We start from the raw sequence: 24,339 nt of genomic DNA on the forward strand, positions 1-24,339 counted from the left end.
TAGAAAAATAAAAAACCGCTGAATCCTAGATTCAGCGGTTTTTTATTTTAAAGAAAATCTTTACTTATTCAGCATCGAAATCAGCATCTTTATCAGCAGATACTACTTCTCCTTCTTCTTTGGATTTTTCTTTATCAGCTTTTCTCTGAGACTGACCTTCTTTGATAGAATCTGAAACAATGTTTAAGATCATATCGATAGATTTGGAAGCATCATCGTTTCCTGGGATCACGAAGTCTACTTTTCTTGGGTCAGAGTTGGTATCAACAATACCGAAAACAGGAATCCCTAATTTCTTAGCTTCCGTTACCGCGATATGTTCTCTCATGATATCTACAACGAAGATTGCAGAAGGAAGACGAACCATGTCTGAGATAGAACCTAAGTTTTTCTCAAGGTTAGCTCTCTGTCTGTCTACCTGTAATCTTTCTTTTTTAGATAAAGTTTCGAACGTACCGTCTTTTTTCATTTTGTCGATAGAGTTCATCTTCTTTACAGCCTTTCTGATGGTAACGAAATTCGTCAGCATCCCTCCAGGCCATCTTTCTGTAATATAAGGCATATTCAGTTCGGAAGCGTGTTTTGCCACTACTTCTTTCGCCTGCTTTTTAGTTGCTACGAAAAGAACTTTTTTACCTGCAGAAGTTAATTTTTCCAAAGCGCTGCACGCTTCATCCAATTTAACAGCTGTTTTATGTAAGTCTACAATGTGAATACCGTTTTTCTCCATAAAAATGTATGGAGCCATATTTGGATTCCACTTTCTGGTCATGTGACCGAAGTGTACGCCAGCCTCTAAAAGGTCTTTTACATTTGCTTTTGCCATGTTTTCTGTTTTTGTTAGTTTACTTTCCGTCTTTTAAACAATCAACAACTTCTTTAGATGGGAGAAGCGTTTGGATGCTAAACGTAACGGGCAAAGTTGCTGTTGGCTGATTGCTTTTGGCAACTGGCTTTCCAGCTTTGGGTTAAAAAATAATTTTTTAAAAATTTTTCTAAAGCTATCCGCCATAAGCCAATAGCCATACGCTTTTTTAACGTTTTGAGAATTGGAATCTCTTTCTTGCTTTTTTCTGGCCTGGCTTCTTTCTTTCCACCATTCTTGCGTCTCTCGTAAGTAAACCTGCAGGTTTCAAAGCCAGTCTGAACTCAGCATTGATTTCGCATAAAGCTCTTGAAATACCTAATCTGATAGCTTCTGCCTGACCTGTATTCCCACCACCGAAAACATTCACGGTAACATCATACTGACCAACAGTTTCAGAAAGGATAAACGGCTGGTTCAATTTGTAAACCATCACGTCTGTAGAGAAATAAGTTGCAGCGTCTTTACCGTTTACTGTAATGTTACCAGTTCCTGGCTTTACATAAACTCTGGCTACAGAAGTTTTTCTTCTTCCGATTTTGTGAACTATAGACATAATTTAATTATTTAAATTCGTTAACATTAATTGTTTTCGGCTGTTGAGCTTCGTGCTTGTGCTCAGTTCCTTCATATAAATAAAGGTTCTTCAACAAGGCAGATCCTAATCTGTTTTTCGGAAGCATTCCTTTTACGGATTTTTCCAATACTTTTAAAGAATCTTTTTTCTGAAGTTCAGCAGCTGTCATAGACTTCTGTCCACCAGGATAACCGGTATGCCAGATGTACGTCTTATCGTTCCACTTGTTTCCGGAAAGCGTAACTTTCCCAGCGTTCAAAACGATTACGTTATCACCACAATCTACGTGAGGTGTGTAATTCGTTTTGTGCTTACCTCTCAAAATCTTTGCAACCGTAGAAGCTAGTCTTCCTAACGGCTGTCCTTCAGCGTCTACCACAACCCATTCTTTATTAGCAGTAGCTTTGTTCGCTGAAACAGTTTTGTAACTTAATGTATTCACACGTTTTAGTTAAAGATTAAACATAATTTCCCCCAAAAGGGTGTGCAAAGGTACAAATTATTTCCGGAACGCAAAAACATATTTTATTTAATCCCAGCACATTTCCTTTTAACCGGTCTTTATTATTGAAAAAAAGATCATTAGGATCGGAAGGCTGAACAAATTGTAAATAACGTAAACCCGATTCATGATCTGGATTAAGAGGCAGGAAGCACGAAGCGGGATGCCGGAAGTTTCTCTTGTCAGACACATGACCAAAGACATTGATTATTGAATTGAATAGGTTATCGCTTTATCAGAAGGGTTCTTATCAAATCCTGAATAAACATCCTCAGTTTTTTCAATCAGGGGGACGGATTTATATTATTTTAAAATCCTGAAGGAACGGCTTAATACAGGATAGGATGAAGTCCTGTCAGAACCGTGAATCGTTTATTTGTTCCGCCAAGGTGAATGGTTTCCAAACTCCTAACTGAATCAGCCTCATTTTCATTTTTAAATTAAATAATTAACTGAATATCATGTAACTACATCCGAAATCACATTAAATAAAGAATGCTGAATTTTAATCCAGACATTTAAATATTGGCTTTTCATATAAAAAGTCCGGCCTTTAAGTAAGTTGTGATAAGAAATCTGAATAAAGATTAACGGCGGAGCGTCTTGTTTGCCCTGAAGCTTGCAATAAGATAATAAGCCACGAATACCGTAGAAAATTTAAGGATAGACGGAATCGCCAGTTCGAGGGTAAAGATCAAGCTGCCGATAAGAACCAGCAGTCCCATGGCCACAAAAGACAATCCCAGTTTCTGAGGCAGTGTAAAATCAGGGGTATCCAGATAATAGGCTATGCCCCAGGCAAACCCGAAAGCAAACGCATAAAAAATATCCAGGCCAATGTTTTCCGAACTGTAAAAAAGATAATTGATTAAAAAACTTAAAACCGTTCCCAATGCAAAATACAGCAATGCCTTTTTCATATCCTTGATTATTGGATGCAAAAGTAGAAATTTTTAATTGAAATTTTGAAACATCTGCCAGGAATCGTATTTGTTGCGCTCTGAACATCAACGGTTTCTAACAAATGTTAGTTTACTGGTGGGCTTGTTAATTAATCGGGGTACATCAATGATCTCACAGCCAATGTTTTATTATTAAACAACAGGTTTCTATTTTATTGTTATATTTGGAAATTCAGAAATTTTCTAGATTTTTTATGGAAACCCAAAAATATACTCCAAGCAATAAAGTAAGAATCGTGACGGCAGCGTCGTTGTTCGACGGTCACGATGCGGCGATCAATATCATGCGCCGCGTAATCCAGGGAACAGGATGTGAAGTGATTCACCTCGGACACGATAAATCGGCTGAAGAAGTGGTAAATACCGCCATTCAGGAAGACGCCAATGCCATTGCCCTGACCTCTTATCAGGGAGGTCATAACGAATATTTCAAATACATCTACGACCTTTTGCGGGAAAAGAATTCCCCGCAGATCAAAATCTTCGGCGGCGGCGGTGGGGTAATCCTTCCGGAAGAAATCAAGGAACTGATGGATTACGGGATCGACCGGATCTATTCTCCGGACGACGGCCGTGAGCTTGGCCTCCAGGGAATGATCGATGATCTGGTTCAGCGATCGGATTTTGCTACCGGAAAAGAAACGACGGCCCAGGATCTTGATGCCATCAGTTTCGAGAATCCTACTACCATAGCCAAAGTTATTTCTGCGGTGGAAAACTTCTCCGAAGAAAAACCTGAGCTGGTACAGGCCATCGATGAAAAATCAAAAGGCATGAATATCCCGATCATCGGGATTACCGGAACCGGCGGAGCGGGAAAATCTTCATTAACCGACGAACTGGTAAGACGTTTCCTGCGTTCCAATACCGATAAAAAAATTGCCATCATTTCCATCGATCCTTCTAAAAAGAAAACGGGAGGAGCACTATTGGGCGACAGGATCCGTATGAACGCGATCAACGATCCGAGGGTTTATATGCGTTCGATGGCCACCCGGGAAAACAACGTTTCCGTTTCCCCGTTCATCCAGTCGGCCCTGAATGTTCTGAAGCTTGCTCATCCTGATGTTATTATCCTGGAAACCTCAGGGATCGGACAATCAGGATCGGAAGTTTCCGATTTTGCAGATGTTTCGATGTATGTGATGACTCCGGAATACGGAGCATCTACCCAACTGGAAAAAATCGATATGCTGGATTACGCCGACCTGGTTGCTCTAAATAAATCCGATAAACGCGGTGCGCTGGATGCGCTTCAGGCGGTAAGAAAACAGTTCCAGAGAAACCACCTGCTGTGGGAACAGCCGCTGGACGAAATGCCGGTGTATGCTACCAAAGCATCCCAGTTCAATGACCATGGAACAACTGAGCTGTATAACAGACTTGTAGAAAAAGTCAACGAAACCCTTCGACAGGCTCAGGGTGAAAAAGCGCCCCAGTTCCAGATTTTCGTTGAGCAGGAAATTACGGACGAAGTAACGATCATCCCGCCGAAAAGAGTACGCTACCTTTCTGAAATTGTCGAAAACAACAGACAGTACGACGCCAATGTGGAAAAACAGGCGGCACTGGCCAGAACCATGTATCATATTGACGGCGTTAAAAAGATTATTTCCAATGAAGCTTTGGATGCCGAATACCAGAAGGCTGAAAAAGAGCTGCAGCAGGAGAACATCGACTTCCTGAATAGCTGGGAGGATACTAAAAAGGCATTCCATGAAGAATTTTACTCTTATTTCGTAAGAGGAAAAGAAATTAAAGTGGAAACCTCCACCGAATCGTTATCGCATCTGAGAATTCCTAAAATCGCTTTGCCGAAATATACCGACTGGGGCGATCTGATTAAATGGAAAGGCCAGGAAAACCTTCCGGGAGGCTTCCCGTACACCGCAGGAATTTATCCTTTTAAAAGAACCGGTGAAGACCCGACCCGGATGTTTGCCGGAGAAGGCGGCCCGGAAAGAACCAACCGGAGATTCCATTACGTATCTGCTGAAATGCCGGCTAAACGTCTGTCTACCGCTTTCGACTCGGTAACCCTTTACGGCCAGGATCCTGCCCTGCCGCCGGACATCTATGGTAAAATCGGGAATGCAGGGGTTTCAATTGCCACCTTGGATGATGCTAAAAAGTTATATTCCGGGTTTGATCTCGTAAATGCGCTGACTTCCGTTTCCATGACGATCAACGGTCCCGCACCGATGCTTCTCGCTTTCTTTATGAATGCAGCCATCGATCAGAACGTTGAAAAATATATTATTGAAAACAATCTTGAATCCAAGGTTGAGGCTAAGCTTAAGGAAAAATTTGATGACAAAGGATTGGAAAGGCCGAAATACAACGGCGAATTGCCGCCTTCCAATAACGGTTTGGGATTAAAGCTATTAGGAATCACAGGAGATGAAGTCATTCCTGCAGAAGCTTATGCCGAAATTAAAGCCAAAACCATCGCTACCGTTCGTGGAACCGTTCAGGCTGATATTCTGAAGGAAGATCAGGCACAGAATACCTGTATCTTCTCTACCGAATTTGCCTTAAGACTGATGGGCGATGTTCAGGAATATTTCATTAAAGAAAAAGTAAGAAACTTCTATTCGGTTTCCATTTCCGGCTATCACATTGCAGAAGCAGGTGCCAACCCGGTGTCCCAGCTGGCATTTACCCTGGCCAACGGATTCACATATGTGGAATACTACCTGTCCAGAGGAATGGACATCAATGATTTTGCTCCAAACCTTTCCTTTTTCTTCTCCAACGGGATCGATCCTGAATATTCGGTGATCGGACGGGTGGCCAGAAGAATCTGGGCCAAAGCCATGAAACTGAAATACGGCGCCGACGAAAGAAGCCAGATGCTGAAATACCACATCCAGACTTCAGGACGTTCGCTGCACGCACAGGAAATTGATTTCAACGATATTCGGACGACTTTACAGGCGTTGTACGCAATCTACGACAACTGTAACTCCCTCCACACCAATGCTTACGACGAAGCCATTACCACTCCTACCGAGCAGTCCGTAAGAAGAGCCATGGCTATTCAGCTGATCATCAATAAAGAATTAGGACTGGCGAAAAATGAAAATCCGCTTCAGGGTTCCTTTATCATCGAAGAACTGACGGATCTGGTAGAAGAAGCCGTTTATGCAGAATTTGACCGGATTACCGAAAGAGGCGGTGTTTTGGGAGCCATGGAAACCATGTATCAGCGTTCCAAGATCCAGGAGGAATCCATGCACTACGAATGGCTGAAGCACACCGGCGAATACCCGATCATCGGGGTGAATACTTTCTTAGGAAAAGACGGTTCGCCAACGGTCCGCCCGGGTGAAGTCATACGTTCCACCGAAGAAGAAAAGCAGGCCCAGATCGAAATGCTCCACAACTTCCAGAAGTCCAACGCCGGCCAATCGGAAGAAGCCCTGAAAACCCTTCAGCACGCTGCCATCAACCAGCAGAATTTATTCGAAGTGATGATGGATGCCGTGAAATACTGCTCCCTGGGACAGATTACCAACGCCCTGTTTGAAGTGGGTGGTAAGTACAGGAGAAATATGTAACGGCTGTGCCGTAGACAATTTTTGACTACTAAGTGTATCAATAGTTTATAAAAAACCTCAGAGAATTTTCTTTGAGGTTTTTTTATTAAAAGGTTAATTTTTTACAAAGCCTGTTTTCATTAAAGAGTTTTTTATAGTTTTGCGTCAAATTTAAGATAACTATGAAAAAATTATTTCTTGTTTTTGCAGCATTAACTTTACTAACAAGCTGTCTTCCAAAAGTAGCTTTAACACCTGAATATTGGAGTAGACCGTCAAAAGTTGGTATTTTAATTAATTCAGGAGCTCCGGCAAAATATAAAGAAGGATCTCAAGGGCTGCTCGATATGGCTGTTACTTCAGGAGACAAATATCAGGAAGGACTGAATGTAATTGGAGAAAGAATTAAACCTAAAGAAGAATTAATCAGTTTATATTCTGAGATATTGAAATCAAGAGGTAAAGAAGTTGTAATCATTGATGAAGCATTCGATCCGAAAACAGCTCCTAAATTTGAAGGATCCAAAACCGAAGGCAAAAAATATTCACGTTATGATTTTAGCAGCTTTAAAAATAAATACAATGTGGACGAGCTATTAATAACAGATGTAAACTATGGCTTCATGATTTCATATTACGGAATGATTGAAACCGGAAAAATGGCACATGTCCTTTTGAATACAAGCCTTATCAATTTAACAGATCAAAGTCTCGTTCTATCGGATATGAATATGAAAAATGAAGCACTTAAAAAATGGAAGGATAATAATTATGAGAACTCAGTACAAGGTGTAAGAAAAGCTTTAGATAAAGCCAAAGAGGAAGAAAAAAATGTACATTTAAAATAAAATTTAAAAATATAAAATCTCGGAACATGAATTTGTTCCGGGATTTTTATTTAATATTTTCCAAGTTTAAGACATGAAACCCAAAGCCATCTTCAACTGGAGCAGCGGAAAAGATTCTGCACTGGCCCTATACAAAATCTTACAGGAAGACCGGTTTGAAATCACTTCCCTCCTGACCAGCATCAATAAAGAATTTCAGAGAATCTCCATGCACGGTGTGCCCGTTTCCCTGCTGGAAAAACAGGCGGAAAGCTTGGGGTTTCCTCTGGTAAAACTGGAACTTCCGGCGGAGCCTTCGATGGAAGAGTATCAGAAGCTCATGCTCAGGACCATGAATAAATTCAAAGGCCGAGGCGTTACCCATTCGGTTTTCGGCGATATTTTCCTGGAAGATCTGAAGAAATACCGGGAAGATCAACTGCAGTCCGTCGGAATGCAGGGCATTTTTCCTTTATGGAAGATCAATACGGCAGACCTCATCCATGAATTCCTGGAGCTGGGCTTTAAAACCATTGTCACCTGCGTTAATGAGACGTATCTTGACAAACATTTTGCGGGACGGATTATCGACAAAGACTTTTTGCGGGATCTGCCGGCAGATGTCGATCCCTGCGGAGAAAATGGTGAGTTTCACACCTTTACTTTTGACGGACCTATTTTTAAAAATTCCATCGAGTTTGAAATCGGAGAAACGGTAAAGAAAACCTACCCGAAACCCAAATCTCTAGACAATGAAGAAAATGGTGACTATGTTTTCTGGTTCTGTGATCTGAAAGCAACATAACGAGGTATATAGCCCAAAAACGGATTTCCTTAAGGCATGCATATTGCTTAAAAATGGAAAACAATAAATGCTTAAAAAATTCTCTCTTGTTCTTTTTATTATCGGTTTACTTTCCTGTCAGCAGGCCCGGAAGGAAACCAAAACAGTAATTGTTGATAAAAAAAAGGTTATTGACAGTACTATTACGGTTTTTGAGAGAAACCTCCTTAAAAATCAAATCGATTCTGTTTTTAAAAAGCATCAGTTTAACGGAAGTGTCGCGGTTTTTAAAGACTCCGTTGAACTGTACAGGAAAAATCAGGGATTTTCGGATTTCAGAAATCGGGTTAAAATTGATAACCAAACGGTTTTTGCCATCGGCTCCGTGAGCAAACAGTTTACAGCCGTTCTTATCCTGCTTCAGATGGAACAGGGAAAATTAAACATGGAAGATAAAGTTTCCAAATATCTGACTGAATTCCGGAACAACACCTATGAAAACATTACCATCCACCAGCTTTTGAATCATACGTCAGGACTGAATGTGATGGGTGAAAAACTCCGTTTTAAAAGCGGAACAGACTTTCTTTATTCCAATGACGGATTTAATGCCTTGGGAAAAGTTATAGAAAAGGTCACAGGCAAACCGTTTAACGAAAATATAGCGGCATTATTTAAGAAAGCCGGCATGAATGCTTCGTTTACAGGGACTTCATTTAAAAATACGGAAGAAAATTTTGCCGGTGCTTATTTAGGCAGCGGTAAGGGATACGAAAAGGTTAAGGATATGCCCGCAAGGCTGGGCAGCAAAGCTATCGGAATTCCTGCAGGGGGTGTTTTATCGACGATTGAGGATCTCCATCAGTGGAACAATGCGCTTTATAGCGGAAAAATCCTCAGTACTGAAACCCTCAGAAAATTTGAGGCGAAGAGCGCCGAGAGACATCATCCTATTTTCGGAAAAATGGGTTACGGATACGGGATCATGTCCAATACCGGGAAACCTGAGGCAGTTTTCCACAGCGGATATATCAAAGGATCCCCGTCATTAAATATTTTTTATCCCAAAACAAAAACTTCGGTTATCGTTTTATCAAATATCGCCGATGAAGAAAAAGGCAAAGGTTTTATCTTCAGACCTCATGCAGAAATTAAAAAAATTGCAGACGATCTTGAAAACACCCTGTCTTCGATGGATGCCGGTGAAAAAAAACAAATGAAAATGTGACTTATCCGGCGTTAAGAAATCGCTCTACCCGGGCTACCGCTTTCTTATGCCCGAAAAAATTTAACATGACAAAAAAGATCATTACCTGCACGGCATAGGGCAGAATCAAAGTCAGCAACATATATCCGATTTCGCTGTGATCATGCTCCCTGAAAAACAGATAAGGGTACCTACCGTCTTTTACAATGACTTGTGCCATCAGTCCGATCACAGACAGGGTAAGGGCTGCGTTTTGCTGGTACATCGTGTAGAACAGTTTCCCTTTGTATTGATGATCATGCCTGATGTACTTCAGCATTTTATAATTGAAGGTCCAGATCACGATGGGAACAACAATAAACAAACCGTTCTGCATCCTGAAAAGATCCGTATAATGATTTACATCGCGTGCCAGGTAAATGAAGACAAAACTGATGGCTAAAGAAATCAATCCCAAAAGAACCGATTTTTTCAGAAGGTGGTTATTTCTTGCTTTGACAATGTTCTTAACGATAACCGGAATTTCTTCGGTGTAAAAAGGGGAATATCTTGTCATCCGGAATTCACTTTCCCACAATTTCTGTGTTGTATGGAAAGCTTCGTCAAAACTTTTATTTTCTTCAGCCTGAATATCCGCGACCTGAGAAAGCATATGGTCTTTTACTTCCAGCAGGATATCCAGCGGAAGCTGATGAAGAATCAAATAATCGGTGATGTCCTGCTCCTGTTCTTTTAATACCATTTGTTTAGTTATATCCTGAAATCTTTAAATAGTTCTGCATTCTCATTAAGGATTTTTTATGTTCATAAAAATTGATCATAATAAAAAAAATAAGGATGTGAAGAAGATAAGGCAGGATCAGCGATAGCATAAACTGGAAGACGGATACCGGATCATTGCTCCTGAAAAATCTGAAGAGATATTTATCACCGCGCAGAATCATCTGGAATATAAAATTGCCGAAAACCGCAAAAATTCCGAAATTCCGCTGATACATGGTAAAAAAAGATTTCTTCTGATACTTAAAATCAGCTCTTACATATTTCCGCATCTTCCTGTTAAAGATCCAATATAAGAATGGAACTATTACAATCAGGGAATTATAAAACCGGAAAAGGTCATTGTATATTTCCTGATCTGCGGAGAAGTAGATCAGCAATAAATTAACGGTAAAAGAGGCCAATCCGAGAAGCAAAGATTTTCTGAAGATGACGTTATATTTTTCTTTTACTATCCTTTTTAAGATAACAGGAATCTGCTCCCTGTAAAATAAGGAATAGCGGGTCAGCTTAAATTCGCTTTCCCATAATTTCTGTGTCTTATGGAAAGCTTCTTCAAAACTCTTGTTTTCTTCAGCCTGAATATCCGCGACCTGAGAAAGCATATGGTCTTTTACTTCCAGCAGGATATCCAGCGGAAGCTGATGAAAAATTAAATAGTCGGTGATGGCCTGCTCCTGCTTTGGTGAAAACATAATGAAGATATTTAAAGTTTATTGAACAAGAACATTGATTTTTTTTATCCTGAAATAAAGAAGTTGAACCTGTATTGCCAGCGAATAGAAAAGAACCAGCTGGTTGCAGGCCGGTTTCCAGAATTCAAATTCTCCCGAGAAATAGCATCCTGCCGGAAAGATGAGCATACCGAGGATCATATTTCTTATAATCAGGGGATGCAAGCTCATCCGCTGATATTCAATAAATCTTATCTTGCGGGAAAAAATTCCGAACAGGACGATTACGACAAATGCGATCAAAGCGAAAATCTGGAAATAATAGTACGCTTCACCCGAAAACACATAGATCCCGGCAGAGGCCAGTGAAACAGCCAGTGAAGTGACGGTAATTTTACCAAATCTTTTCTGTAGAAGTTCCTTTTCTATTCTCGCTATTTTCCTGAACGAAAAAAAGTCGGCCTTTACCATTTCAAGTTCTTTCTGCCAACTGATCCTGGCTGCCAAAAAGGCTTCCTGAAAACTCATATCCCCTTTCTCCATCAGGCTGTCTATCTGCATCAAAAAATGATCCTTCACCTCCGTCAGGATCTGCGGAGATAATTTTCTTGACAGAAGATAAGCGGCAATCTGGTTTTCCTGATCTGATGATATCATATATTAAATATGGTGTTGAGATGAATTAAATAACTTTTCATTTCCTCTTCCTGCACCGCCTGCTGCCTTTTGCCTTTATCGGTTAAAAGGTAATATTTACGGTCCCTCCCATTGATTTTCATGATTTCGGAAGTAATCATCCCCTCGGCTTCCAGCTTATGGAGAAGCGGATACAGGGCACCTTCCGTCATCTCAAGCTCGCCCTGGGTAAGCTCTTTTGCCCGCTGGGTAATCTGGTATCCGTACATCTTTACTTCTTTAGCCAGCAACTTTAGAATAATGTTTTGCAACGTGCCTTTATAAAGACTGTTCTTTTTCAATACGAAATCTTTTGTAATACCCAACAAATCTATGCATAATTTTCTTAGGTATTCAATTTAATTTTCCTTTTTATTCGTCTAAGTTTCGAAATACTGATTTTCAATATTATAATTAATTTATTATGATAAAATTTTAATCCTCCGGCATAAACGAAGTTTTTAGTTTGAAGATCCATAAGATTGTTACCTTATTTCGGATATAAAAATTCAGAAAGCCTTATCTTTGAGGTAATGATTGCAGAGAAGATTATTTTAGGAATCGACCCGGGAACGACGGTTATGGGTTTCGGAATTATTTCCGTAAAAAAAGGACAGATGGAAATGGTTTCTATCCATGAACTGTTGCTTCATAAATACCCCAACCATGAAACCAAGCTTAAATATATTTTTGATAAGACTTTAGCACTGATTGACGAATTTCATCCTGATGAGGTAGCCCTGGAAGCTCCGTTCTTCGGAAAAAATGTACAGAGTATGCTGAAGCTGGGCCGTGCCCAGGGCGTGGCAATGGCCGCCAGCCTCTACCGCAACATCCCGATTACCGAATATTCCCCGAAAAAGATAAAGATGGCCATTACCGGAAACGGAAATGCCAGCAAGGAACAGGTAGCCGGAATGCTGCAGAATCTTTTTAAACTCAAGGAATTCCCTACGAAATATCTGGATGCCTCCGACGGTCTTGCCGTTGCGGTATGCCACCACTTCAATTCGGGTACCATTGCCGATACCAAATCCTATACGGGCTGGGAAAGCTTCCTGAAGCAGAACCCCGGACGTTTAAAATAAAAAATCCCGCAGAGCGTTTATACTGCGGGATTTTTATCTCAATCCGGAATTTATTTCGTCTTGTATTCTTCCGGTGTAATCTTAAAATCTGCGGTTTTCTTACCGGCTTTATCATAATAAGTATACACCATCGTTACATCGTTATCACGGAATTCTTTAATTTCAGGTGATGTTTTTATAACCTGTAGCGCACCCTCCTTGGCGGAAGTTTTAAAAGTTTCAATCTGTTCCGGGCTTACTCCTTCTTTTGTATCATCCGTTAAAGTATAATTGTACCTGAAAATTTTTCCGGGCTGTGCCGAAACACTGTCGAGACGGACCCCGTCGGCCAAAGTCTGCGGAGCCGTTTTGTTGATATTGGCGGCAACTTCTTTAAGATCATCATCAATTTTATTCTCTTTACTGCATGACGATAAAGCCAGGGTAAGGCATACCAGAGAAAGACTGATTGCATTTTTCATATTTAAATTTTTAATGATTGTAACTTAAAGATAAGGATATTTTCTTTAATAATTTAATTTATTGATTAACAACAAAATAACCAAACCCGGAACTATACTTGGTAAAACATAATACTATCTTTTACATTGGTATGGATTTTAGTAGTACCTTTGTATAAATTTTCTGTCATGAAAAACAACCAACAAACTATAAATCAAGCGAATCATTCTATGAATTGGTTCCAGAAGTTTCTGATCCTGTGCTCAGGAGGAAACATTCATATTTTAAGAAAAACGCCGAGCGAATGGAATAAGTTTGCAGGCATCGGGGGCATCGTTCTTTTTACCGCTGTTTTTGCCACGCTTTCTGCAGGATATGCCATGTATACGGTATTTGACGAGATCTGGACGGCCATCGGATTCGGAGTTTTATGGGGATTAATGATCTTTAACCTGGACCGTTATATCGTTTCTTCCATCAAAAAAACAGGAACCTGGTGGAACCAGATATTAATGGCAGTCCCGAGATTAATCCTGGCTACTTTTTTAGGTATTATTATTTCCAAGCCACTGGAGCTTAAAATTTTCGAAAAGGAAGTGAACAAGCAGCTGAACACCATTATCCAGAGAAACAAAAAACAGTTGCAGGGAGAAATGAGCGGAAGGATCCTTCAGCAGAGCGGACCTTTTGAGACCGAAAAAAAACAGATTTCCGATAAAATCGCCAACTACCAGAAATCGTATGATTCCGCATCGGTGGAACTGGAAAAAGAGATCCTGGGAAAACAATCCGGATTAACCAGCGGTAAAGAAGGTTTCGGACCGAATGCCAAGCGCAAGCAGGAACTGAAAGAACAGAGAAGGCTGGATCTGGAAAATTACAGGAAGCAGGCAGCTCCCCGTCTGGAATACCTGGATAAGGAAATCTCAAAAGTCTACACCAACCTGGAAACCGAGAGAAAGTCTACAGAAACATTTGAAAATAAATTCAACGGGTTTGCGGCAAGATTGCAGGCACTGGACGAACTGGGAAAAAATTCGGCCATCATCGGATTGGCAGCCACCTTTATCATGGGCCTTTTCATCTGTCTTGAGATTTCACCGGTGCTGGTTAAGCTGATTTCCCACGTCGGCCCTTACGACTACCTCCTGGAAAAAACAGAAAACGACTTCCGCCTGTATGCCAAAGAAAAAGTAGAAAAAGGCAATGCCCTGACAGATTTCCGGATTGATGATTTTAAAGATAATCTGGGTAAATAATTTTTTTAAATAATAATAATGACCATCGCTTTCCGGCGGTGGTTATTTGTTTATAAAGGAATATTTTTTGTACCGGTTCGGTATGCCGTCATCAGTAATCCGTACCTATGTCTATTTTCCGCAGACTGACACTTTGAGAATTACGTATCAGTCGGGAGCAGTATATGATTACCTGGAGGTGCCGGAAAATATTTTTGAGCGGTTCAGAACCGTACAGTCCAAAGGAAGGTTCTTAAACTATGTCATCAAACAGAAATTCAGATACCGGAAAATCAAATGACAAATCTTAACCTTTCCTGAAATAATAGGAGAAGTCTGCGGCTACTCCAATGGAAAATAAACAAGGCTGCTTCAGATGAAACAGCCTTGTTTTATAGATGTTGTTCTTATTACAGAGAATAATTCGGGGCTTCCTGTGTGATGATGACATCATGCGGGTGGGATTCTTTTAATCCGCTTCCGGTGATCATCACCATTTTGGTTTCCGTCTGTAAAGCTTCTATGTCTTTTGCACCGCAATAGCCCATTCCTGCTCTCAGACCTCCTGTTAACTGGAAAATAACATCCTCCAATGTCCCTTTGCTCGGCACTCTTCCTTCAATTCCTTCGGGAACGAATTTTTTAGCTTCGCTCTGGAAATACCTTTCTTTTCCGCCTCTTTTCATGGCAGAAAGACTTCCCATGCCCTGGTAGGTTTTGAATTTACGGCCCTGGAAAATAATTTCCTCACCCGGTGCTTCATCCGTTCCTGCAAGAAGCGACCCCAGCATAACGGCTCCAGCTCCGCTGGCAATGGCTTTTACGATATCTCCGGAAAGCTTGATCCCTCCGTCAGCAATTACTGCAACGTTTTTGGTTTTGGCATATTCATACACATTATAAATGGCAGACAGCTGAGGAACCCCTACTCCGGCTACTACCCGCGTCGTACAGATAGAACCGGGCCCTACCCCTACTTTAAGAACGTTTGCCCCGGCTTCAATCAGATCTTTCGCAGCTTCTGCCGTTACGATATTTCCGCCTACGATATCCAGATCCGGATAGGCGCTCCTAATTGCTGAAATTTTATCTAAAACGCCTTTGGAATGCCCGTGTGCTGAGTCGATCCCGATGATGTCCACCCCGGCTTTTACCAATGCTTCGATCCTTTCCAAAGTATCTTCTCCTACTCCAACCCCTGCTCCAACGATCAGCCTTCCGTTCTGGTCTTTGTTGGCATTCGGGTATTCTAATTGATTATCAATATCTTTAATAGTAATCAGACCTACCAGTTTATTTTCAGCGTCCACGATCGGAAGCTTTTCCACCCGGTTTTTCAGAAGGATTTCCTTCGCTTTCTCAAGGTTGGTATTTTTATCGGAAGTGATCAGGTTTTCTTTGGTCATGATCTCTTCCACTTTCATCTCCAGGTTTTCCTGGTATTTCACGTCCCGGTTGGTAATAATCCCGATCAGTACATTATCCGTATTGATCACCGGCAATCCTGAAATCTTATATTTTGCCATCAGTTCTTTCGCTTCTCCCAGGGTAGCTTCTTTGAAAAGCGTTACAGGATCGGAGATCATTCCGTTTTCGGAACGTTTTACCCGGTTTACCTGGGCAGCCTGCTCGGCAATGGTCATATTTTTATGAATGAAACCTAAACCTCCCACTCTTGCCAGCGCAATGGCCAGCTCCGCTTCCGTTACGGTATCCATGGCAGCGGAAACAATCGGAACATTCAGCGTAATTTTGTCGGTAAGTCTTGATTTTAAAGAAACCTGATTAGGTAAAACTTCTGAATAAGAAGGGACTAGAAGCACGTCATCGAAAGTGATGGCTGTCTCTACAATTTTGTTATGAATAGACATCTTTACTTTCTTGCAAAATTAAGGTATTTTATCGGAATACGAAAATCGAGTTTAATAGTTTAAATAAAACTTAACAATCAACAGTTTAAATCAAAAAACCACTCCTTACGGAATGGTTTCCTACAAAATAATTTATCCTTTCCAGGGTGACGGCTCACCACTTTTGTTATCTTACAGCAATTTGCCTTTATGTGCAGATCGATTATTTATCCGATGCCGAAGCAATCATCTTTGAGATATCACCGGGCGTAAAGTTTCCTTTGACATCAACGAATAAAAGCTCTTTTTTGGAATTGACGGTAATCAGCATATTTTTAATGGCTTCTCCGTTCTGTTTCACCCGGATATTGATCCGGTCGCCATCATGCATAATGGTTGCCCAGTCTTCATAATTATTGTCATTTAAATAAGAGGCAAACTCCCTCAGCATCGTCTTGTCACCGTTTTCTACCGTCAGCACTTTAATTTTTGAAACCTTTTTGATGATCCGGATCAGGTCTTCATGATCTTCTCCGTCTTCCCGCAATGCTTTTTTGATCACCGGCTTGGCCAGGAACATCGGCACATTAATGCTTGTGAATTTCGCCCCCTTAAATTCCTTACCGGAATCTGAGAAATACGTCATATTCGCTTTTCCCGAAGACACGATGCACGACTGCAGTATCATTGCGGTACACAGCATCAGAAAAATGGTTCTTATTATTTTCATGGCCATATAGATTTAAGATTAATTGATCTGTTTTAAAGTACCGCCGGATATTTTACTGATATCAGACGTAATCTCAGGATTTCCCCTGTAGCGGATCATGCCGCCGGAAGAAGCTTTGGCCCTCAGGGTATCCGATGCATTTACGGATAAGCTCGCTCCGGATGTGGATTCTGCTTCTACCCGGCCTGCTCTGAAATTCTCGCCTTTGCAAAGGGCACCGCTGCTGATGTCGAAGGTTGCTGTTTCCGCTTCTCCCATAATGCTCGTATCGGAACCGCTTGAACCTTTAAAAGTCATATTTCTCGCATTTACCTCAACTTTGATGCTTGTTCCTGAGGAAGCTTCAAGCCTGGCATTATTTGCCACCTCGAACGTTCCTTTTACCATAGCCCCGGAAGAAGCGTCAATACTCAGATTATTTTCACGGACCGGGTTGAGTGCTGTAAAAAGGGCACCGGAAGAGGCTTTGATATTGTTCATCCTTGGTGATGACACATTGACACTGATATTTTTGAACTTTAAATTTTTCTCCCCTTTGTTATCGACATATACTTTCAGCACGCCGTTCTCCACTTTGGTGATGATGTACTGAAGCTTATCGGCATCGGCGATTACTTTCACGCTGGTAGGATCTTCCTGTTTGAAAACCAGATTCACGCCTGTGCTTACCTGGATTCCTGAAAAGGCTCCCACATTACGGTTTTCCCCGTTCAGATAAGAGGAGTTATTTTCGGAAATCGTACTGTTTCTGGAATTGGTAACCGGGTTGATTTTGGTTTCCGTAGAATTGATGATTTTGTTGATGTCGTTCATCGACAGTTTTCCGTCCAGCTTGATCAGGATGTTTTCCTCTCCTCCATTGTCGATGCTGAGCAACAGGTCATCCAGCACCCCATCCTTTTCTTCTGCGGAAAGGAATTTTATTTTTGCCCCGTTGCTGTTCATAGACATGATTTCACTGTAGTTCAGGCTGCTCAGAAACGATTTGATGTCTTTATTGATCTGTGCCAGCTGCTGCATTTTTGCTGAATTTCCTTCCTGTGGCTTTTCAGCGATAAAAACTTTCAGTCCGTTGATTTTAGACAGCAGCGGTTTAATCTGGTCCAGTTCGGCATCTCCCAGGTCCAGACTGCTCAGCATCCCGAACATGGGTTTTGCAATCTTAATGGTCGTTACGCCCTCCACTTCCTGATATTTATCGAAAAGCCGGTCTACTTTGTCCTGCCCGTACATATTGAAAAAATGGGTAAAGGCCAATGCGAATATGATGAATACTTTTTTCATGAGTCAATTTTTTATTTGATTACAGATGCCTGATCAGGGTGCATAATCTTGGTTAAGGTTAATTAATAATCGTCGTCAACGACTTTAGGTTGCACTAATTTTTCACTGACGTTATTTGCAAATATTTGAAATGAATACTTAGTCACGTTAATGGCTTCTTCCACGTTATCGATTCTTTTCCCGTTGACGATCACGTAGGAATTTTTATAGCCGGTAGAATCCGTTTTTGAGGAGTTGGAAACATATTTCGGCTTTCTTTCTTTTTTAAGCCGGCCTCTTTTCGGCAGGATTTCATCCAGGACGTCTTTTTCCGCTATTTTTCCGCCTTCAAAAATGGAATCCTTCCTGGCTTCGGATAAAGAATCGTCTGAAGGATTGACAGCCACCTGTTCCTGTTGTTCGCTGTTTTCTTCGATGAAATTGTTTTTCTGCTGCTTAATTTGGTTTTCCACCAGTTGGGCCCGGTCTTTAATCTGGGTATTATGATTGTAGCTGAATATAAACCCGATGCCCAGCAATACCGCCACACCGGCCGCCATCCAGAACCATTTCGGGAACGAAGGTTTTGCTTTCGTACCGATCGGGATGATTGGGGTTTGATTCTGTTCCTGAACCTCATCTTCTTTTCCTTCCGCTTTCTTCAGGAAATCTTCGAAATCCCAGTCCATTCTGTCTTCCTTTATTTCTTTGAAGATGTCGTCGTATTTATCTTGAAATTTGTCTTTGCTCATAATTCATCAATTGTGAAATTTGCTCTTTTACCTTTTGTCTCGCCCGCATCAGGTTTACCCGTACCGCGTTTTCTTCCATTTCCAGCATTCCGGCAATCTCCGAAATTTCATATTCCTCCACATCCTTTAAATGGATCACCGTCTTTTGTTTTTCCGGAAGCTCGTTGATAAAACCGATGATGTATTCCTTCAGGTTATTCACCTCCATGCTGTAAAGCTCGGAACGGTGAAGCTGCATATCGGCAAATCCTATCTTTACTTCATGATGCTTCAGCCGGTTCAGGCATTCGTTCCGCACGGCTTTCAGCGCATAGGACTTCAGATTCCCGAACTGTGCCAGCTCTTCTTTTTTCTGCCAGAATTTAATCATCAGGTCCTGCACCACGTCTTCCGCTTCATCACTGCTCATCACAAACCTTTTCGCAAAGCGATACATCTCATTTTTGAGACTAAATACCGTATCCCTGAAGGTTTCCTGAGTCATAAGTTTTGTTTCTATAAGTAAGACAACCGAAATTCGGAAAATATTACACGGAAAATAAAAAAACTTCAAAAAATTTTGAAGTTTCTATTTTTTCAGTTTCTAATACGTATCAAAAACATGTTTTAAAATCGCCTTATCCTCCTCTGTGAGCACTACATTCCTCCTGGCCATTGCCCTGCCGGCCACTTCATAGGCTTTATCCAGTTTAAATTTTTCATCATCCTTGAAACCGCCCCAGGAAAAGTTTTCTATATGGTTCGGCGGGAAGCCTTCCTTAAAAATATTGGAGGCGACTCCAATCACGGTTCCGGTATTGAGCTGGGTATTGATAGCGGTTTTGGAATGGTCGCCCATGATCAGGCCGGCAAACTGAAGGCCGGTATCCTCAAAAGCTTTGGTGCGGTAGTTCCACAGCCTGACGTTTCCGTAGTTGTTTTTCATGTTGGAGGAATTGGAGTCCGCGCCGAAATTGCACCACTCCCCGATCACGGAATTCCCAATGAATCCATCGTGTCCTTTATTGGTGTAGCCGAAAATAATGATGTTGTTTACCTCACCACCCACTTTACAATGGGGACCGATGGTCGTAGCCCCATATATTTTAGAGCCTAAATTGAATTTCGAAGATTCACCAAGTGCAATAGGGCCCCGCAGCATACAGCCTTCCATCACCTCCGCATTTTTTCCGATATAGATTTTTCCGGTTTTCGTATTAAGGGTGGAAAATTCGACCTGGGCACCTTCTTCGATGAACAGGTCTTTTTTGTCCCCCAGAAATCCGTTGGTGGAGGAAAGCTCCTGAGAGGTTTTCCCTTCAGTCAGCAATTCAAAATCGAAATCAATGGCTTTCTGGTTATAGGTAAACAGATCGGTCGGTTTTTTAAAGAAAACCAGCTCTTCTTTAATATCCGTCATTTTTTCAATCTGCTGGAGGGAAAAACCATCCATATTGATCCTGGCGGCCACCAGCTCGTCCTCATACACCAAGGCTTCCCCCTGCTGCAGGTCTTTGATCTGTTGGATAACCGTTTCGCTAGGTAAAAAGTTGGTGACCAGAAAAAGGCTTTCTTTTTTTTCAGGCTCCGGGAATTTCCCCTGCAGGTACATTTCCGTAAAAAAAGAAACTTCCGTGTTTTCTAAAATTTTCTGCCACCTTTCGGAGAAGGTCAGGATTCCGCAGCGCATTTCGGCTACGGGACGGGTAAAAGTAAGCGGAAGGAAATCTTCCCAGTATTGGGCGTCTGAAAATACCAGTTGCATCGTTCAGTAGAGTTTAAGGTTTAAGATTCAAAGTTTAAGGTACAGCAAAAATACAAATAAAAAAGTCTCCCAAAATTTGGAAGACTTTTAAATATTTTGATCTCAAAAAATTACTTAGCGAATTTTTTGTATTTGTTCATGAACTTATCAACTCGACCTGCGGTGTCAACCAATTTCACTTTACCAGTGTAGAAAGGGTGAGAAGTTGAGGAGATTTCCATTTTGATCAAAGGATACTCTTGTCCTTCGTACTCAATGGTGTCTTTTGTTTCTGCTGTAGACTTTGAAAGAAATACTTCGTCGTTACTCATATCTTTGAAAACAACAAGTCTATAATTTTCTGGGTGGATTCCTTTTTTCATAATACAATTTTTAAAAAATTAAAGTTTGCTTTCGAAATAGTAATGGTATTTCTCTGCTAATTTTAGGGTGCAAAAATACAATATTTTTTTGAAATTGCAAATAAGACGCAATAATTTTTTCATCATAAGAAAATTAAAGTATTTTCGTTAAATTTGAAATCTATTTAAACTTTAATTTCGATGAAATTCAAATTATTACTGGCTTTTTCTTTCTGGATGCTTGTTATGGCAGTCTCTTGTAATAAAGACGACATCAGTTTTGATGCGCCTTCTCAGGAACTGAGCTTTTCAAGGGACACGGTTTTCTGCGATACGGTGTACCACCAGGTCCGTTCCGAAACGTATGCCGTAAAAGTATATAATAATGAAGATAAGGACATTCTGATTCCAAGAATTCATCTGGAAAAAGGCGCTGCTTCTTTATATAAGATCAATGTAGACGGAAAACCGGGCTATGATTTTAAAGATGTTCCTCTAAGAAAGAAAGACAGTTTATATATTTTCGTTGAAATTGCTCCGGAAGCGAGCGGACCGGAGGCGATTGCCGAAGACAAAGTCCTGTTCCAGAGCCCGGCCGGGCAGCAGCAGGTAGTTTTGTTCTCCGTGGTTCAGGATGCCGAGTTTTTTATTAAAACCCCAACCAATCCTAATATAATCAGCTCCAATACCAGCTGGACCAGCAATAAGGCTAAAATTATTTACGGAGACCTTACGGTCGATCAGAATACCGTTCTAAATATCCAGCAGGGAACAAAAGTCTATTTCCATAAAAACAGCGGAATGAAAGTGCTTTCAGGAGCAACCCTGAACATCAACGGTACGCTTGCCAATAATGTCACCCTCCGCGGTGACCGGAATGATCCGGCGTACGATACCATTCCTAAAAACTGGAATTCCATTAAAATGAGTGCCGGTTCTACTTTAAATATGAATTACACCCGTTTATTCGGTGGTACCCGAGGGCTTGAGCTGAAACAGACCAATGCTACAATCAACAATTCATTCATCCATACGTTCCAGGAATACGGCATGTATTCGGTGGCTTCAACGATCAATGCAAAAAATCTGGTGATGAACAACTGCGGCGAATCGGCGATCGGTATCTTTAAAGGAGGAACCCATAGCCTGACGCATTGTACCATTGCCAATTATTCGGATCTTCTCCATTCCTACAACAGGAACGGGATCTATGCCAGCAATGAATGGACTAATGAATCCGGGACAAAAGAACAGGGTGCCCTGATCCTTAATGTAAGAAACAGCATTGTTTATTCAGACCGTGATAATTCAGTGAGTTTTGAGCAGACGCCGGGACAGCTGTTTAATTTTACGCTCCAGAACTGCCTGATCAAATATTCCGGAACTTCAGAAGCCGGGTTTAATTTCGACACCAATACCAATGTCATTCAGTCTCTTAAAAACCAGGATCCTCTGTTTGTCAATTATTTTGCTGCGAAAATGAATATGCGGGTGAAGCAGAACTCCCCTGCCATCGGAAAAGGAAGCACTACGGTTGCAGCAACAGCTCCTACGGATATTGCCAACGTATCCAGGACTTCAAACCCGACCCTGGGAGCCTATCAGTATTTTTAAAAAGAATATGGAATATGGATTTCGGTCTTTTTAAAGCAGGTGCTTTTATTGTACTGATTATCGTATATCTTGCCGTAAGAAAATTCTTTAAAAAGTTGGCCGACTTCACTGAAAATATGGGCACTACGGACAGCCAGGAAGAAGAACTGATCCTTTTAAAATCTAAAGTTACCGTTCTTGAGGAACAGCTAAAACATAAACCTTAATGGAAATTACAAATCTCCAGAAACAAGTAGACGAGTGGATCAGCAAGATCGGCGTCCGCTATTTTAATGAACTGACCAATATGGCAATGCTGACGGAGGAAGTCGGTGAAGTAGCCCGGATTATGGCCAGACGATATGGTGAACAAAGCGAAAAGGAAAGCGATAAATCCAAGGACCTTGGAGAGGAGCTGGCCGATGTGCTGTTTGTAACGTTATGCTTAGCCAATCAGACCGGAGTGAACCTGCAGGAAGCTTTCGATAAAAAAATTAAAATAAAAACCGATCGCGACAAGGAGCGCCATCAGAATAATGAAAAATTGAAATAGTGCCGGAAGTTTAGCACGGTAAATAATTTCCAATCCCAACCGGAAGAACAATGAAGAAGCTTAAAAAATCAGAATTAAAAGAAAACCAGACGATACAGATCAGCGGTTCGAAAAGTATTTCGAATCGTTTGTTGATTCTGGAAAGCCTGTTTAGCAATATAAAAATCGGGAACCTATCCAACTCACACGATACGCAGTTGCTGAGAAAGGCCCTTTCCGAAAATACGGAAACCGTGGACATCCACCATGCAGGAACAGCGATGAGGTTCCTGACGTCTTATTATTCTATTCAGGAAGGAAAAACAACCGTTCTTACCGGATCGAAAAGAATGAAAGAGCGGCCGATCAAAAACCTGGTTGCCGCTCTGCAAAAACTGGGCGTGGAAATCGGCTATCTGGAAAATGAAGGCTTTCCGCCCCTGAAAATTACCGGGAGAAAAATCACAGAGAAAAGCGTGGATGTTCCGGCCGGTATTTCAAGCCAGTTCATCACTTCTCTCCTGCTGATTGCCGGAAAGCTGGAAAACGGACTGGAGATTAACCTGATCGGTGATATTACATCGAGATCCTATATTGAAATGACATTGGACATTTTAACGAAATTCGGAATTAAAAACAGCTTTACCGGAAATACCATCAGGGTCGAACCCTTTACCGAGCATCCGTCGCCGGCTATTCATTATGAAGTGGAAAGCGACTGGAGCTCTGCCTCTTATTTCTATTCATTTGCTGCACTGGGAAGGAAAACGCTCCATCTGAAAAGTTTTTACAAAGCATCTACACAGGGAGATTCTGCCATTGCCAAAATCTATAGGGAATTTTTCGGTATCCAGACAATTTTTACGGAAGAAGAACACAAAATTACCCTTCAGCCTCTGGAAAATTTTCAGTTTCCGGAAAAGATCTCGTTGGATATGAACAATTGCCCTGATATTGCACAGACGCTGTGTGTCACGGCTTCAGCTCTGAGAATCCCCTTTGAAATTTCAGGACTCGGAACGCTTAGGGTAAAAGAAACCGACCGGCTGCTGGCTTTGTACAACGAATTGCAAAAGCTGGGAACGGAAACCGGAATTACCGATTCAACCATTCAGTCGGTCAGCTTCGGAGAGCCACAGGAAAATATTTCGGTCAAAACCTATCAGGACCACCGGATGGCGATGAGTTTTGCACCGTTCTGTCTGATCAAAGAATTGAATATTGAAGACGAAGAGGTGGTAGAAAAATCCTACCCGATGTTCTGGAAGGATCTTGAAAACATCCTGGTGAACATCAATGATTAAATTCCGAATTAGAATAAACGAAAAAGGCTGCCCTATTATAAGGCAGCCTTTTCCTATAAAAAATAATCAAC

General features: G+C 41.3%; 27 protein-coding genes. 11 read left to right on the forward strand and 16 right to left on the reverse strand.

What is annotated here, in order from left to right; genetic code table 11:
* Positions 1-64: 64 nt before the first annotated feature.
* The 4 genes from rpsB to CHA01nite_RS16075 form a co-directional block, all read right to left on the reverse strand.
* A complete protein-coding gene (rpsB, locus tag CHA01nite_RS16060; protein ID WP_146943200.1) occupies positions 65-826 on the reverse strand; it encodes a 30S ribosomal protein S2 in 762 nt (253 codons plus the stop codon).
* A gap of 208 nt (positions 827-1,034) precedes the next feature.
* Positions 1,035-1,421, reverse strand: coding sequence for a 30S ribosomal protein S9 (gene rpsI / locus CHA01nite_RS16065; RefSeq protein ID WP_034678948.1), 387 nt, complete (start codon positions 1,419-1,421; stop codon positions 1,035-1,037).
* Between the two features lie 7 nt (positions 1,422-1,428).
* On the reverse strand, positions 1,429-1,884 hold the full coding sequence (rplM, locus tag CHA01nite_RS16070) for a 50S ribosomal protein L13 (protein WP_007843275.1): 456 nt from the start codon (positions 1,882-1,884) through the stop codon (positions 1,429-1,431).
* Positions 1,885-2,531: 647 nt separating this feature from the next.
* Positions 2,532-2,864 carry a hypothetical protein gene (locus tag CHA01nite_RS16075; RefSeq protein ID WP_146943202.1) on the reverse strand — a complete coding sequence of 111 codons (333 nt, stop codon included), beginning with the start codon at positions 2,862-2,864 and terminating at the stop codon, positions 2,532-2,534.
* Positions 2,865-3,100: 236 nt separating this feature from the next.
* Here CHA01nite_RS16075 and CHA01nite_RS16080 point away from each other — a divergent pair, with 236 nt between their 5' ends.
* From CHA01nite_RS16080 to CHA01nite_RS16095, 4 genes are all read left to right on the forward strand, one after another.
* Positions 3,101-6,466, forward strand: coding sequence for a methylmalonyl-CoA mutase family protein (locus CHA01nite_RS16080; RefSeq protein ID WP_146943204.1), 3,366 nt, complete (start codon positions 3,101-3,103; stop codon positions 6,464-6,466).
* Positions 6,467-6,627: 161 nt separating this feature from the next.
* Entirely contained in the window at positions 6,628-7,293 is a 666-nt protein-coding gene (locus CHA01nite_RS16085; RefSeq protein WP_146943206.1) for a hypothetical protein, read from the forward strand.
* A gap of 73 nt (positions 7,294-7,366) precedes the next feature.
* Positions 7,367-8,077, forward strand: a complete 711-nt coding sequence (locus tag CHA01nite_RS16090) for a Dph6-related ATP pyrophosphatase (protein ID WP_146943208.1) — start codon at positions 7,367-7,369, stop codon at positions 8,075-8,077.
* 67 nt (positions 8,078-8,144) lie between these two features.
* Positions 8,145-9,284, forward strand: a complete 1,140-nt coding sequence (locus tag CHA01nite_RS16095) for a serine hydrolase domain-containing protein (protein WP_146943210.1) — start codon at positions 8,145-8,147, stop codon at positions 9,282-9,284.
* A 1-nt stretch (position 9,285) separates the two neighbouring features.
* Here CHA01nite_RS16095 and CHA01nite_RS16100 read toward each other — a convergent pair whose 3' ends face one another.
* Genes CHA01nite_RS16100 through CHA01nite_RS16115 form a run of 4 tightly spaced genes read right to left on the reverse strand, consistent with a single transcriptional unit; the run spans position 9,286 to position 11,694 of the window.
* Positions 9,286-10,005 (reverse strand): hypothetical protein, encoded by a 720-nt coding sequence (locus tag CHA01nite_RS16100; protein ID WP_146943212.1) that lies wholly within the window; start codon positions 10,003-10,005, stop codon positions 9,286-9,288.
* A 4-nt stretch (positions 10,006-10,009) separates the two neighbouring features.
* Positions 10,010-10,738 (reverse strand): hypothetical protein, encoded by a 729-nt coding sequence (locus CHA01nite_RS16105; protein ID WP_146943214.1) that lies wholly within the window; start codon positions 10,736-10,738, stop codon positions 10,010-10,012.
* An 18-nt stretch (positions 10,739-10,756) separates the two neighbouring features.
* Positions 10,757-11,374, reverse strand: a complete 618-nt coding sequence (locus CHA01nite_RS16110) for a hypothetical protein (protein ID WP_146943216.1) — start codon at positions 11,372-11,374, stop codon at positions 10,757-10,759.
* Positions 11,371-11,694 (reverse strand): PadR family transcriptional regulator, encoded by a 324-nt coding sequence (locus tag CHA01nite_RS16115; protein ID WP_146943218.1) that lies wholly within the window; start codon positions 11,692-11,694, stop codon positions 11,371-11,373. The genes CHA01nite_RS16110 and CHA01nite_RS16115 overlap by 4 nt, the downstream gene beginning before the upstream one ends.
* A gap of 231 nt (positions 11,695-11,925) precedes the next feature.
* Between CHA01nite_RS16115 and ruvC the strand changes: the two genes are divergently transcribed.
* Positions 11,926-12,480, forward strand: a complete 555-nt coding sequence (ruvC, locus tag CHA01nite_RS16120; RefSeq protein ID WP_146943220.1) for a crossover junction endodeoxyribonuclease RuvC — start codon at positions 11,926-11,928, stop codon at positions 12,478-12,480.
* A 50-nt stretch (positions 12,481-12,530) separates the two neighbouring features.
* Here the strand turns inward: ruvC and CHA01nite_RS16125 are convergent, their stop codons facing one another.
* Positions 12,531-12,941 (reverse strand): DUF8479 domain-containing protein, encoded by a 411-nt coding sequence (locus tag CHA01nite_RS16125; RefSeq protein ID WP_146943222.1) that lies wholly within the window; start codon positions 12,939-12,941, stop codon positions 12,531-12,533.
* Between the two features lie 168 nt (positions 12,942-13,109).
* Between CHA01nite_RS16125 and CHA01nite_RS16130 the strand changes: the two genes are divergently transcribed.
* A complete protein-coding gene (locus tag CHA01nite_RS16130) occupies positions 13,110-14,180 on the forward strand; it encodes a DUF4407 domain-containing protein (protein WP_146943224.1) in 1,071 nt (356 codons plus the stop codon).
* Positions 14,181-14,262: 82 nt separating this feature from the next.
* Positions 14,263-14,460, forward strand: a complete 198-nt coding sequence (locus CHA01nite_RS16135; protein ID WP_146943226.1) for a KTSC domain-containing protein — start codon at positions 14,263-14,265, stop codon at positions 14,458-14,460.
* 109 nt (positions 14,461-14,569) lie between these two features.
* On the opposite strand, the gene guaB is transcribed toward CHA01nite_RS16135, so the two are convergent.
* From guaB to CHA01nite_RS16170, 7 genes are all read right to left on the reverse strand, one after another.
* Entirely contained in the window at positions 14,570-16,030 is a 1,461-nt protein-coding gene (gene guaB / locus CHA01nite_RS16140; RefSeq protein WP_146943228.1) for an IMP dehydrogenase, read from the reverse strand.
* Positions 16,031-16,232: 202 nt separating this feature from the next.
* Positions 16,233-16,739 carry a DUF4252 domain-containing protein gene (locus CHA01nite_RS16145; RefSeq protein ID WP_146943230.1) on the reverse strand — a complete coding sequence of 169 codons (507 nt, stop codon included), beginning with the start codon at positions 16,737-16,739 and terminating at the stop codon, positions 16,233-16,235.
* A gap of 18 nt (positions 16,740-16,757) precedes the next feature.
* Positions 16,758-18,023 carry a DUF4252 domain-containing protein gene (locus CHA01nite_RS16150; protein ID WP_146943232.1) on the reverse strand — a complete coding sequence of 422 codons (1,266 nt, stop codon included), beginning with the start codon at positions 18,021-18,023 and terminating at the stop codon, positions 16,758-16,760.
* A gap of 62 nt (positions 18,024-18,085) precedes the next feature.
* Positions 18,086-18,754, reverse strand: coding sequence for a hypothetical protein (locus CHA01nite_RS16155; RefSeq protein WP_146943234.1), 669 nt, complete (start codon positions 18,752-18,754; stop codon positions 18,086-18,088).
* Positions 18,729-19,238 (reverse strand): GFO_1088 family ECF-type sigma factor, encoded by a 510-nt coding sequence (locus tag CHA01nite_RS16160; RefSeq protein ID WP_146943236.1) that lies wholly within the window; start codon positions 19,236-19,238, stop codon positions 18,729-18,731. The genes CHA01nite_RS16155 and CHA01nite_RS16160 overlap by 26 nt, the downstream gene beginning before the upstream one ends.
* Positions 19,239-19,337: 99 nt before the next feature.
* The gene (locus tag CHA01nite_RS16165; protein WP_146943238.1) at positions 19,338-20,498 is read right to left on the reverse strand and encodes a GlmU family protein; all 1,161 of its coding nucleotides are present in this window, start codon (positions 20,496-20,498) and stop codon (positions 19,338-19,340) included.
* 110 nt (positions 20,499-20,608) lie between these two features.
* Positions 20,609-20,860: a type B 50S ribosomal protein L31 gene (locus CHA01nite_RS16170; RefSeq protein ID WP_146943240.1), complete on the reverse strand. Its 252-nt coding sequence runs from the start codon at positions 20,858-20,860 to the stop codon at positions 20,609-20,611.
* 180 nt (positions 20,861-21,040) lie between these two features.
* Here CHA01nite_RS16170 and CHA01nite_RS16175 point away from each other — a divergent pair, with 180 nt between their 5' ends.
* Genes CHA01nite_RS16175 through CHA01nite_RS16190 form a run of 4 tightly spaced genes read left to right on the forward strand, consistent with a single transcriptional unit; the run spans position 21,041 to position 24,268 of the window.
* Positions 21,041-22,453, forward strand: a complete 1,413-nt coding sequence (locus tag CHA01nite_RS16175) for a hypothetical protein (protein WP_146943243.1) — start codon at positions 21,041-21,043, stop codon at positions 22,451-22,453.
* 14 nt (positions 22,454-22,467) lie between these two features.
* Positions 22,468-22,659: a hypothetical protein gene (locus tag CHA01nite_RS16180; RefSeq protein WP_146943245.1), complete on the forward strand. Its 192-nt coding sequence runs from the start codon at positions 22,468-22,470 to the stop codon at positions 22,657-22,659.
* Positions 22,659-22,985: a nucleotide pyrophosphohydrolase gene (locus CHA01nite_RS16185; protein ID WP_146943247.1), complete on the forward strand. Its 327-nt coding sequence runs from the start codon at positions 22,659-22,661 to the stop codon at positions 22,983-22,985. The genes CHA01nite_RS16180 and CHA01nite_RS16185 overlap by 1 nt, the downstream gene beginning before the upstream one ends.
* Positions 22,986-23,035: 50 nt before the next feature.
* Positions 23,036-24,268, forward strand: coding sequence for a 3-phosphoshikimate 1-carboxyvinyltransferase (locus tag CHA01nite_RS16190; RefSeq protein WP_146943249.1), 1,233 nt, complete (start codon positions 23,036-23,038; stop codon positions 24,266-24,268).
* The last annotated feature ends 71 nt before the right edge of the window (positions 24,269-24,339 follow it).

This window comes from Chryseobacterium hagamense, assembly GCF_007991455.1.
Lineage (GTDB): Bacteria > Bacteroidota > Bacteroidia > Flavobacteriales > Weeksellaceae > Chryseobacterium > Chryseobacterium hagamense.